The 10,368-nt window shown below is 64.9% G+C and carries 10 protein-coding genes and 1 pseudogene; 9 read left to right on the top strand and 2 right to left on the bottom strand.

The window, feature by feature from the left end; genetic code table 11:
- The 5 genes and pseudogenes from ABJO18_RS11115 to ABJO18_RS11095 all read left to right on the top strand — a co-directional run.
- Positions 1–124: pseudogene (locus ABJO18_RS11115) on the top strand (IS5/IS1182 family transposase); the annotation flags it as partial.
- Between the two features lie 155 nt (positions 125–279).
- Positions 280–1,419 carry an FtsX-like permease family protein gene (locus ABJO18_RS11110; protein ID WP_348506932.1) on the top strand — a complete coding sequence of 380 codons (1,140 nt, stop codon included), beginning with the start codon at positions 280–282 and terminating at the stop codon, positions 1,417–1,419.
- Entirely contained in the window at positions 1,416–2,117 is a 702-nt protein-coding gene (locus tag ABJO18_RS11105) for an ABC transporter ATP-binding protein (protein WP_348506931.1), read from the top strand. The genes ABJO18_RS11110 and ABJO18_RS11105 overlap by 4 nt, the downstream gene beginning before the upstream one ends.
- Positions 2,114–3,088: an HlyD family efflux transporter periplasmic adaptor subunit gene (locus tag ABJO18_RS11100; RefSeq protein ID WP_348506930.1), complete on the top strand. Its 975-nt coding sequence runs from the start codon at positions 2,114–2,116 to the stop codon at positions 3,086–3,088. The genes ABJO18_RS11105 and ABJO18_RS11100 overlap by 4 nt, the downstream gene beginning before the upstream one ends.
- Positions 3,088–4,452: an efflux transporter outer membrane subunit gene (locus ABJO18_RS11095; RefSeq protein WP_348506929.1), complete on the top strand. Its 1,365-nt coding sequence runs from the start codon at positions 3,088–3,090 to the stop codon at positions 4,450–4,452. Before ABJO18_RS11100 ends, ABJO18_RS11095 begins: the two co-directional genes overlap by 1 nt.
- A gap of 3 nt (positions 4,453–4,455) precedes the next feature.
- On the opposite strand, the gene ABJO18_RS11090 is transcribed toward ABJO18_RS11095, so the two are convergent.
- A complete protein-coding gene (locus tag ABJO18_RS11090; protein WP_348506928.1) occupies positions 4,456–4,779 on the bottom strand; it encodes a DUF1244 domain-containing protein in 324 nt (107 codons plus the stop codon).
- A gap of 107 nt (positions 4,780–4,886) precedes the next feature.
- Between ABJO18_RS11090 and ABJO18_RS11085 the strand changes: the two genes are divergently transcribed.
- From ABJO18_RS11085 to ABJO18_RS11075, 3 genes are read left to right on the top strand one after another with little or no spacing between them, the layout of a single operon-like run.
- Positions 4,887–5,582, top strand: coding sequence for an HAD-IA family hydrolase (locus ABJO18_RS11085; protein WP_348506927.1), 696 nt, complete (start codon positions 4,887–4,889; stop codon positions 5,580–5,582).
- Entirely contained in the window at positions 5,579–6,346 is a 768-nt protein-coding gene (locus tag ABJO18_RS11080) for an ATP12 family protein (protein WP_348506926.1), read from the top strand. Before ABJO18_RS11085 ends, ABJO18_RS11080 begins: the two co-directional genes overlap by 4 nt.
- 52 nt (positions 6,347–6,398) lie before the next feature.
- Entirely contained in the window at positions 6,399–7,076 is a 678-nt protein-coding gene (locus tag ABJO18_RS11075) for a 2OG-Fe(II) oxygenase (protein ID WP_348506925.1), read from the top strand.
- A 24-nt stretch (positions 7,077–7,100) separates the two neighbouring features.
- Here ABJO18_RS11075 and ABJO18_RS11070 read toward each other — a convergent pair whose 3' ends face one another.
- The gene (locus ABJO18_RS11070; RefSeq protein ID WP_348506924.1) at positions 7,101–8,192 is read right to left on the bottom strand and encodes a GNAT family N-acetyltransferase; all 1,092 of its coding nucleotides are present in this window, start codon (positions 8,190–8,192) and stop codon (positions 7,101–7,103) included.
- Positions 8,193–8,355: 163 nt separating this feature from the next.
- On the opposite strand from ABJO18_RS11070, the gene ABJO18_RS11065 reads away from it, so the two are divergent.
- On the top strand, positions 8,356–9,888 hold the full coding sequence (locus ABJO18_RS11065; protein ID WP_348506923.1) for an acyl-CoA carboxylase subunit beta: 1,533 nt from the start codon (positions 8,356–8,358) through the stop codon (positions 9,886–9,888).
- The last annotated feature ends 480 nt before the right edge of the window (positions 9,889–10,368 follow it).

The raw sequence follows: 10,368 nt of genomic DNA, 5'->3' as shown, positions 1-10,368 counted from the left end.
CACCGTCGAGCGCGGCTTCAACAAACTCAAACACTTCCGCCGCATCGCTACCCGCTTCGACCGTCGCGCTGTCTACTTCCTGGGCTTCCTGCAGATCGCTGCAGCCATGCTCTGGATGCGATGAATGTCGATTCAGCCTAGGGGGATTCAGGCCTCCGGCTCGCGTCGAGCCGAAAACCTTTTCAAAATATAACGTTGAGACGCTTTATCGATACAACCTGCTCGGTTATCCCTTGAGTATGTACCCGGCCGTGACACACGCCGGAGCGGGGAGAAACGATGCGCAGCCTGGCTATCGCCAATATCGAAACCGACTGGCGCCGCCATGCCGCAGCTATCAGCGTGCTGGTGATGGCGGGCCTGCTGATCGTCTTCCAGGCCGGTATGGCGTTGGGAGAATGGCGCGGGCTGGGCGCTTTCGAACGGCAGTTGCGGGCCGATATCGTCATTATTCGCACTCCGGGCGAGAATGCTCATCGCTTCGAGATGTTCGTCAATTCTGTCCCCCTGCATCTTGAGGGGCAGGTCTGGCTTCACCCGAATGTCGAACGGGTCGAGGCTTTCGGACAGGAACGTGTACTCCTTAACTGGCCGGAAGGTGACGGGGAGGGGACGGCCCGGATTTCTGGCCGTGTTATCGATCCATCGCCGGACTCGCTGAGCTTTCCGGCAGGCTTCTCCGACAGGCTCAGGACGATCCTGGCGACACCCGGGCAGCTTGTCATGACGCGGCAGATCGCCGAGCGGCTGGGTCTCGAAGCCGGCGACTACCTTCCATTCTACGAAGTGGGTGTTCGGGTCGGCGCTGTATTCGACAGCAATATGTTCGCCGGTGTCTTCATGTCCCGTGAAACGGTACAGCTTCTGGGCGAGGCGTCGCGAACGAGGCCTCCCAGCGCGTTTCTTGTCCGTTTGCACGAGCCGGCCTTGCGAGACGCGACACTCGCCGAGCTCAATACGGCATTGTCCCGGCATGGCTTATCGGCGATCACGCCCGCCGACATGGTCATCCAGACCAGTCTCACCGAACTGGCCGACCAGGATTCATCCCGCAACATGATGATCTCCGGCGCCTTTGCTGTCCTGATCGCCATGGCGATAGCGGCCCAGACCCTGCGCAATGCGGTCATCTCTCAGCGCGAGGAGTTCGCGGCGCTGCGCGCCCTGGGGGTCGGAGCCTGGCGGATTGCCCTGATAGCCATGGAGCAGGCGCTGTGGACCGGCATCACAGCCTGTGCGCTGACGATATCGGGCGGGTTTGTGCTCAAAATGGTGATGACCGGCCGTGGGGGAGCCTTCGTGCTCTCGCCCGGACTGATCGGCTTAATCGCCATTATCCTGATCGGCATTTCACTGCTCGCGGGCCTCCTGTCGCTCAGCGCCGTGACGAAGTCCCGGCCGACGGCGTTGCTGCGGTGAGCGGGTTCGCGATCAGCGCCACGGGACTGCGCAAGACGTTCGGCAAGGGGGCGGCCCGGGTGGCGGCGCTCAAGGGTGTCGATCTGCGTCTGCGAGCGGGCGAGCTGACCCTGCTCATGGGGCCATCCGGTTCCGGTAAATCGACCCTCGTCGCAGCCCTCGGCGGGCTGCAGCGTCCGGACGAGGGCGAGGTTCTGGCCCTGGGTGAGGCGATCTGGCGCCGCAAGGGCGGCGCGCTGACCGCTTTCCGGCGGCGCCACTGCGGCTTCGTCTTCCAGTCGGTTGGCCTGTTTCCCTCTTTGACGGCTCTCGAACAGATCATGATCCCGCTGACCTATATCGGTTATGGCCAGAGCGCTGCCCGCAAGCATGCCCTGCAGGCGCTCGACGAGGTGGGGCTCGCCGGGCGGGAAACCTCCCGACCGGGCGAAATGTCGGGTGGCGAGAATCAGCGTGTGGCGATTGCCCGAATGATTGCCAAGGAACCCCGCCTGATCTTCTGCGACGAGCCAACCTCTTCGCTCGACCGCGACAATGGCGCTCTCGTTGCCGCCCTGCTGCACCGCGCAGCCAAGGATCACAATGCCATGGTCCTGTGCGTGACCCATGACGATCGTCTGGTGCCGCACGCCGACCGCGTGATCGAGATGGAAGACGGCCATCTCAAGACCGATAGCGAAAGGACGCAGATGTCATGAAACGCATACTGGGCGTGTTCACGCGGTTCTGGACCTGGCTGTTCCTGTTTGTCGCTATTGGCGCGGGGGCCTGGGTTTTCGCGTCCGGGCGTAGCGATGCTGTTGCCAACGTCCAGACAGCGAACCTGCCGGCAGCTCCGGCGGCATCCTTCGTCGCGGTTGCTCGCGGCCAGGTCGATATCGAGGGCGGTGTGATCGAGGTCGCGGCCCGCTCCGGCGGCACTTTCCGGGAGGTGCTGGTGGAGGAGGGCGACCGCGTGGAAGCCGGCCAGGCGCTGGCCGTCCAGGAGGATGACCGGGAGCGCTTTGCCGTCCGCCAGGCGCAGGCCTCGCTGGATGCCGCTCATGTTGCGATCGAGCAGGCGCGCCTTGAACTGGAGATCGCGGAACGCGAACAGGCCCGTATGGAATTGCAGCGGGCGCAGGACGCTGTGCCGCAACAGTCTCTCGATACGGCGAACGACACGGTCCGCCGCCTGCGCCTTGCGCTTCAGTCGCGCGAGATCGGTTTGCGCCAGGCCGAGGCCAGCCTGCAGAGTGCGCTATTCGCGCTCGAACAGCGCACGATCCGTGCGCCCGTCGCCGGCCGGATCATCGAAGTGCAGGCCCGTCCGGGCATGGGGGCTTCGACCCTGCAGGTCTCGACCGCCTTCCTGCTGATGCCGGACGCGGAACGGATCGTGCGGGTGGAACTGGGCGAGGTCGATATCCAGCACGTCCAGCCCGGGCAGCCGGTGCAGATCTCGCCGAGCGGCCGGCCGACCGAGAGCTTCGAGGGGACCGTCCAGCGGGTCGCCGAAATCTTCGGCCAGTCCAGTTCCGAATCCTCGTCGCGGCGAAGCCCAGGCGGCTCGCAGTCCGAGACGATCGAAGTGATCATCCGTGCCGGTGATATCCCGCTGCGGATCGGACAGCCGGTGCTCGTCCGCTTCATGAGTGCCGATAGGCAGCCGGAGGGCGGGCGCCCGTGATGACACGCTTGTTTGTCCTGCTCGCCACTTTGCCGGGGCTTGCCGCCTGTGCGACGTCGGCCCCGGAGCTGGCGCGCCCCGATATCGAGACCCAAACGCCTGGGGACTGGCGAACCTTCGCTCCGGCGGACGCGCCACACGTGCTGGGCTGGTCCGACATTTCCGATGGTCAGCTCGCCGAACTGCTTGCGCAGGCCCTGCAGAATAATCCGGACCTTCAATCGCTGGCTCTGGCCCGCGATGCTGCGCGCATCGGGATCCGGGATGCTGAGGCGGCCCGCCGCCCCGGGGTGACGGTGTCGGGGCCTAATGCCGGCGTGTCGGACGGGAATGGCGGGAGCGCCTCCTTCGCCAGCCTGGCTGTCGCTGCCAGTTATGAACTCGATTTCTGGGGCCGTCTCGCGGCTGGCGTGCGCCAGCAGGAGCTTGTGCTCGAGGGCGCAGGCGACAGCCTGCTGACCGCCCGGATCGGCCTCGCTGCCGACATCGCACTGACCTACCATGACATCCGCACCCAGGATGCGCTGCTGCAATTGCGGGCCGAACAGCTCGAACTGCTCGAACAGCGCCGCACCCTGCAGGATGTGCGTCTGGAAGCAGGCGCCATCACGCGACTCGATCTCGATCAGCTGGACGTGGAGATCCTGCGTCTGCGCAGCACGATCGAGGATGCGCGCGCTCGCCGTGCCCTGTCCGAACAGCGCCTGGCTGCACTGGTCGGGGAAGTGCCGCAATCCTTTTCGCTTGCCCCGGTGACTTTCGAGCCCGGTGCGATCCCCCGTCTGGCGCCCGGTATGCCTGCCGAAGTACTGCTTGTGCGGCCGGATATCCGCAATGCCGAGCGGGGGCTGGAACGGGCCGACATCTCCGTCCACCTGGCCCGCACGGCCTTTTATCCCAGCTTCGGACTGTCGGCGAACGGCCGCTATGCCTCGTCCGACCTGGTCGAGTTCCTGGACGGTAGCACCAGCTGGTCGGCCGCGGCGGACATGACCACCGTGCTGTTCTCCAATGGTACCCGCCGGCGCAATGTGGAACGGGCGCAGATCGGAGCGGAACAGGCTGTGCTGGCCTGGCGCAGTGCGGTGCTGTCGGCGCTTACCGATGTCGAGAACGCCCTGCTGGCCCAGGATTCCAATCTGCGCCAGATCGATATCACGGCCCGGCAGCTGGAGGCACAGGTGCGAGTGACCCGGGCTGTCGAGACCCGCTACGACGCCGGTACGGCCTCGATGTTCGAACTGATCGGCGAGCGCCAGCGCGAGATCGCCCTGCGCGAACAGCGTGTCCGCAACTGGCAGCAGGGGCTGGCGGCGACGGTCGGTCTGCTGAGGGCCCTGGCGGCGGATCCGGCGGACGGGTGACCGTCAGCCGCCGGATTTCGCGGCCTGCTTGGCCTTGAAGGCTTCCAGCTTTTCCGGGCTCGTTTCGGTCTGAAATTGCGCTTTCCAGGCGTCGGGATCCATGCCGTAGACTCGGGCCCGGGCGTCGGCCTTGGACAGCTCGATCCCGCGCTCGGCTGCGGCTTCGCGCCACCAGTCGCCCAGACAGTTGCGGCAGAAGTCGGCGAGCAGCATGAGGTCGATATTCTGCACCTCCTTGTGATCGTCCAGATGCGCCAGGAGCCGGCGGAAGGCGGCGGCATCCAGTTCGGTGCGCTGGGCGTCGGTGAGGTCGTCGGGATGGGTCATGGGCGTTCGTCCTCGCGGGTTTGTGCATAGCTAGCATGAGCGGCCCCCGGCTTGCCAAGCCGGCGAACGCCGCCTAACGAGCCCGTGAAGCTGTTGCGGGAGTGTCCATGCCGTCCGATCTGAAACTCGCCATCTGGGATATTGACGGGACCATCGTCGACAGCCGCCAGGTGATCCAGCGGGCGATGGCGCGGGCCTTCGAGCGCGCCGGCCTGCCGCCGATCGGGTATGACCGGACGCGCACGATTGTCGGACTGGAACTGACCGAGGCGATCATGCGCCTGGCGCCGCCGGACTATCCGGCCGAGCGCATCCCGCATCTGGCGACCTGGTACAAGGAAGCCTTCGTCGAGCAGCGCGCCGAAACCGGTTTCCAGGAAAAGCTCTATGAAGGCGCCCGCGAGACGATCGAGCGTCTGGCCGGTGAGGGCTGGCTTCTGGGCGTGGCAACAGGCAAGGCCCGGCGGGGCCTCGACATCGTCTTCGGCCATCACGATCTGCACCGCTATTTCGATACCTTCCAGACGGTCGATGGCGGCGCCGGCAAGCCGCATCCGCGCATGGTTCTGGACGCGATGAAGGAGACGGGCACCGATCCGCACCAGGCGGTGATGATCGGCGATACCTCCTTCGACATGGAAATGGGCCGCAATGCCGGGATTCATACGCTGGGCGTCAGCTGGGGCTTTCACACCGAGGACGAGATCCGCGGCGGCGGTGCCCATGATGTGCATCACGACTTCGACGCGCTGAACCGGGCGCTGGACGTGTTCGGCCGCGGCGTGGAAGAGAGCGCGGCATGAGCGATCAATATGAAACCAAGCCGGGTGTGCGTCTGCCCAAGCCCGAAGATGCTCGCCCCAAGCGCTTTTACGAACAGGTCAGGGTCGAACGCGGTGAGGCCGGCTGGTCGGTCCTGCTGGACGGGCGCGGTGTGCGTACACCGGCCAAGAAAGTGCTGGCCGTACCGACCGCCCCGCTGGCTGAGCGCGTGGCCGCTGAATGGTCGGCCCAGGGCGAGCGGATCGATGCGCCGTCCATGCCCACGACCCGGCTGTGTTTCGTGGCGCTGGACCGTATGAGCCTGGCGCACGCGGAAACCGTGGCGGAAGTCACCAGATATGCCTCCACCGATCTGGTGTGCTTCCGGGCGCCCGAACCGCAGGAACTCGTCGCGGCACAGGCTGCGGCCTGGGACCCGATGCTGGCCTGGGCCGAGCAGGCGCTGGGCGCGCATTTCGTTGCCGCGACCGGTATCCTGCCGATCGACCAGGACCCGGTCGCGCTGCAGCGCGTGATGGCGATTGCGGGCGAGCAGGATCATTGGCGGCTGACAGCCCTGGCACATGCCACGGCGGTGACGGGTTCGGCCATCCTTGGCCTTGCCTTGCTGCACGGCGAGATCGATGGCGGCGAGGCCTTTGCCCTGTCCAGTGTCGACGAAGCCTGGCAGGCCGGAACCTGGGGCGAGGATGCCGAAGTCGCCCAACGCCTGGCCCTGCTTAAGGCCGAGCTGGTCGCGGTGGACGCCATGCTGCGCGCATTGGACGCGGGCGGCCCGGCTTGAAGCCTGCCGTCGCTTCTATAGTGTGGCGGCGGAATTGTCGGAGTTGGGTATCATGGCCGAGATAACGATTGCGGAGCCGGACATGGCCGGGAAAACGGGGCCGGGTGGCCTGCTGAATTTCGATGCGCTGCGCTCTGCCAGCATGCGCACCTCACCTTATAACTATTTCGTCGCCGAGGGCGCGCTGAGCGCCGGTGAGGCCGCCGATGTGCGCCGCGATTATCCCGCCATCAACAAGCCGGGCTATCTGCCGCTGTCCAAGCTGGAAGCGAGCGGCGAGTTCAAGCGCCTGATGAACGATCTCAACTCGCCGGAACTGGCCCAGGTGCTGACCGACAAGTTCGGCGTCGATTTCACCGAAAAGCCGCGCATGATCACCGTGCGACGGCTGAGCCAGCTGTCCGACGGTCCGATCCACAACGACTCGAAGTCGAAAATCCTGACCATGCTGACCTATCTCAATGCCGAGTGGGACGGTACGGGCGCCGGCTGTATCCGCGTGCTCAACGGGCCAAAGGATTTCGAGGATTTCACCGAGGAAGTGCCGCCGCTGGCCGGCTATGTCTTCGCTTTCCTGCGCGACGATCATTCCTGGCACGGTCATCTGCCCTTCGAGGGCGAGCGCTATGTCGTCCAGACCACCTTCCTGACCTCCCAGGAAGAGCTGGACCGCAAGGAAAAGCGCGGCGGGCTGCAATACTTCCTGAAAAAGCTGAACCCGTTCCAGTAGGCGAGAGCGCGCGGCCCTGGCCGTCTAAAGCGCGTGCATGGCGGCCCATTTGTCGAGCCGCCGGATCGCCCGGCCCGGCCAGCTGGCGAAGCGTCCGAGCGGCAGGCTGCGGGCGAATTTGTCGAGATTGACCCCGGCGGCAACGAGGCTCGTTGTCAGCGAGGGCTGACGGATCTGGCCTGTAACCACCGCGAAGCCGGCATTCGACAGCCGGCGTTTGAAATCATATTCGCCCGGGCCGAGATGGATGGCATTGATGCCGTCATTGCTAAGCGACCGCGCCATATCCAGGAAAAGGTCCAGCCCCGGTCCCAGCTTGGCATGCTCCGGCCAGAAAACCGGGAACCAGTAGTGCAGCACGGTTTCCGACCGCATGCCAAAATGGGCGGCGGCCAGCTTTCCGTCGATTTCAAGCGTCGACAGCAGGCCGCAGAGCGCCGGATCGGTGCGCTCGAACAGCGTGTCGATCACATTCAGCGTCCAGGGCACCGAGAACACGTCGATCGCATGGGTGCGGTGGTATTGCTCCCGCTTCGCCGCGATCAGCGCCTGCAGCGCTTCCGGCCGGCGGTCATCGATCCGGATGACGACGTCGGCATCCAGCTCGTTGAGCTTGCGCTGGCGGGCGCGGATATTGCGCATGGCCTTGGCGTCGGCCGCGGTGCAATCGGCAATGAAGGCGTCGTAGCCGCGCGACAGGTCGGAGACCCAGGATATCTCCGGCGGACCGTCGCAGTGTTTCAGGAAACTGGTCTGGTCGGCGAGCGCGCCATTATAGGCGAAGACGCCGAAGCCGGCCTTTTTCAGCAGCGGGTCGAGATCGATGTCCGGCGTGTCGGTGATCAGCCCGTGATGATCGCCCAGCGGGCCACCGATGGGGCGGGCGACGCCGGAGCGGGACAATTGCAGCGGCAGGAAGGCGGCGGGCGATCCGTTTCGGGACACGACAAGGGCGCGGGTATCGTCGCGCGCAGCGGCCATCACCTCGGCAAACTCCAGTGCGAAATAGGGCGAGGCGAGGGCGAAGTTGCTGGAACGCATGGCGTTCCACGCCGCACGCTGCTGCGCCGTCAACGCATCGATCCTGACGATGTCCGCACTGTAAAGCGGTGTCATGTCCGTCTTCCAATCCTTGCCACCGCCACGCCCTGCAATTCCTGCGCCTGAGCAGCGGCTTGATTGCTCTGGGCCGGAGGGGTCTGCTATCGAACGCAGGAGGCCGCCATTCCTGTCGACACAAATCCGGCCTGACGAAATCTTGGGGAAGGGACGAGGGTCCATGAAAGACGTGATCGAACAGCTTGATGCCAAACGCTCGGCAGCCCGTATGGGTGGCGGCGAGGCGCGGATCGAGGCGCAGCACGCCAAGGGCAAGCTGACGGCGCGCGAACGGATCGAGCTGCTGCTCGATGCCGGGTCCTTCGAGGAATGGGACATGTTCGTGGAGCACCGCTGTGTCGATTTCGGCATGGCGGACAAGAAGATCCCCGGCGACGGCGTGGTCACCGGCCATGGCACGATCAATGGCCGTCTCGTCTATGTCTTCTCCAAGGACTTCACCGTGTTCGGCGGTTCGCTGTCGGAGACCCACGCCCAGAAGATCGTCAAGATCCAGAAGGCCGCAATCCAGAACGGCGCCCCGATCATCGGCATTTTCGATGCCGGCGGTGCGCGTATCCAGGAAGGCGTCGCTTCGCTGGCCGGCTATGCCGACATCTTCCTGCAGAACACGCTGGCTTCGGGCGTGGTGCCGCAGATCTCCATGATCATGGGCCCGTGCGCCGGCGGCGATGTGTATTCGCCCGCCATCACCGACTTCATCTTCATGGTGAAGGACACCTCCTACATGTATGTGACGGGGCCGGACGTGGTGAAGACGGTGACCAACGAGACCGTCACCCACGAGGAGCTGGGCGGCGCGTCGGTGCATGCGAAGAAATCCGGTGTCGCCGATGGTGCGTTCGAGAATGATCTCGAGGCCATCGTGCAGATCCGCCGCCTGGTCGATTTCCTGCCGCTGTCCAACCGCGAGACACCGCCGAAACGGCCCAGCTATGACGATCCGGACCGGATGGAGAAGAGCCTGGACACGCTCGTTCCCTCCAATCCGAACAAGCCCTATGACATCAAGGAGCTGATCGAGAAGGTGGCCGATGAGGGCGATTTCTTCGAGATCGCGCCGGACTACGGCTCCAACATCGTTACGGGGTTCGGCCGTCTGGACGGACAGCCTGTGGGCTTTGTCGCCAACCAGCCGATGAGCCTGGCCGGCGTGCTGGACATCGACGCCTCGCGCAAGGCGGGGCGCTTCGTGCGCTTCTGCGACGCGTTCAACATCCCGGTCGTCACCTTCGTGGATGTGCCGGGCTTCCTGCCGGGCACCAAGCAGGAATATGGTGGTCTCATCAAGCATGGCGCCAAGCTTCTCTTCGCCTATGCCGAAGCGACGGTGCCCAAGCTCACCGTGATCACGCGCAAGGCCTATGGCGGCGCCTATGACGTTATGAGCTCGAAACATCTGCGCGGCGATGTGAACTATGCCTGGCCGACTGCCGAGATCGCCGTGATGGGGGCCAAGGGCGCCGCGGAAATCATCCACCGCAAGGATCTGGGCGATGCCGACAAGATGGCCGCCCATGCGCAGGAATACGAAGACCGCTTCGCCAATCCCTTCGTCGCGGCCGGCCGCGGCTATATCGACGATGTCATCATGCCCCACGGCACCCGCAAACGGCTGATCTCGGCGCTCAGGACGCTCCGCAACAAGAAGGCGGAAAACCCCTGGAAAAAGCACGATAATATTCCGCTTTAGGGTGCCTCCCATCCCGCTCGCTCCACTTCCCCCGGCCTTGTGCCGGGGCCCGGTTGAGCCTCCTCCTGAAATGCCGCCAGACCCCGGAACAGGTCCGGGGAAAGCGGCAGTGCGCATTTCAACCTCTCCCATTTTTCCCGGATGAAAGCCTGCGCAGGCAGGCTGCAGATCCGGGATCTACCGACCGGCGTGAAGCGTGAGCGGCTTCCAGTCGGCCCCGGACAGCGCTGCGCGCTTCCGGGAAAAATCGTGTGTGTTTGCAGATGAGGAAACACGAAACCCTCCACGGGCAGAACCCTGGAGCCATGAGAGGGGTGCGGGATGCACGGCGGACATCGCGTGTCCGATTTGAAGCTTTGGTGGTGATGCCCGAGGCATCCCGCACGCGGAGATTTACCCGGATCCCTTGCGGGACCGTCTCGAAACCTGCAGGCACGGGCCGGTCGAGCTTTTTGCCGGTGTCCCCGCAGATGGCCACGC

Origin of the sequence: Maricaulis sp. (genome assembly GCF_039978735.1) — a bacterium.
In the GTDB taxonomy this organism is placed as follows: domain Bacteria; phylum Pseudomonadota; class Alphaproteobacteria; order Caulobacterales; family Maricaulaceae; genus Maricaulis.
The sequence above is the reverse complement of the archived record's forward strand: the minus strand, read 5'-3'. Positions and strand labels throughout refer to the sequence as shown.

What these genes read in the sequence shown, in the direction of transcription:
- ABJO18_RS11110 (WP_348506932.1), top strand. Translation starts at nt 280, where the DNA reads ATGCGCAGCCTGGCTATCGCCAATATCGAAACCGACTGGCGCCGCCAT.
- ABJO18_RS11100 (WP_348506930.1), top strand. Translation starts at nt 2,114, where the DNA reads ATGAAACGCATACTGGGCGTGTTCACGCGGTTCTGGACCTGGCTGTTC.
- ABJO18_RS11095 (WP_348506929.1), top strand. Translation starts at nt 3,088, where the DNA reads ATGACACGCTTGTTTGTCCTGCTCGCCACTTTGCCGGGGCTTGCCGCC.
- ABJO18_RS11090 (WP_348506928.1), bottom strand. Translation starts at nt 4,779, where the DNA reads ATGACCCATCCCGACGACCTCACCGACGCCCAGCGCACCGAACTGGAT.
- ABJO18_RS11085 (WP_348506927.1), top strand. Translation starts at nt 4,887, where the DNA reads ATGCCGTCCGATCTGAAACTCGCCATCTGGGATATTGACGGGACCATC.
- ABJO18_RS11080 (WP_348506926.1), top strand. Translation starts at nt 5,579, where the DNA reads ATGAGCGATCAATATGAAACCAAGCCGGGTGTGCGTCTGCCCAAGCCC.
- ABJO18_RS11075 (WP_348506925.1), top strand. Translation starts at nt 6,399, where the DNA reads ATGGCCGAGATAACGATTGCGGAGCCGGACATGGCCGGGAAAACGGGG.
- ABJO18_RS11070 (WP_348506924.1), bottom strand. Translation starts at nt 8,192, where the DNA reads ATGACACCGCTTTACAGTGCGGACATCGTCAGGATCGATGCGTTGACG.
- ABJO18_RS11065 (WP_348506923.1), top strand. Translation starts at nt 8,356, where the DNA reads ATGAAAGACGTGATCGAACAGCTTGATGCCAAACGCTCGGCAGCCCGT.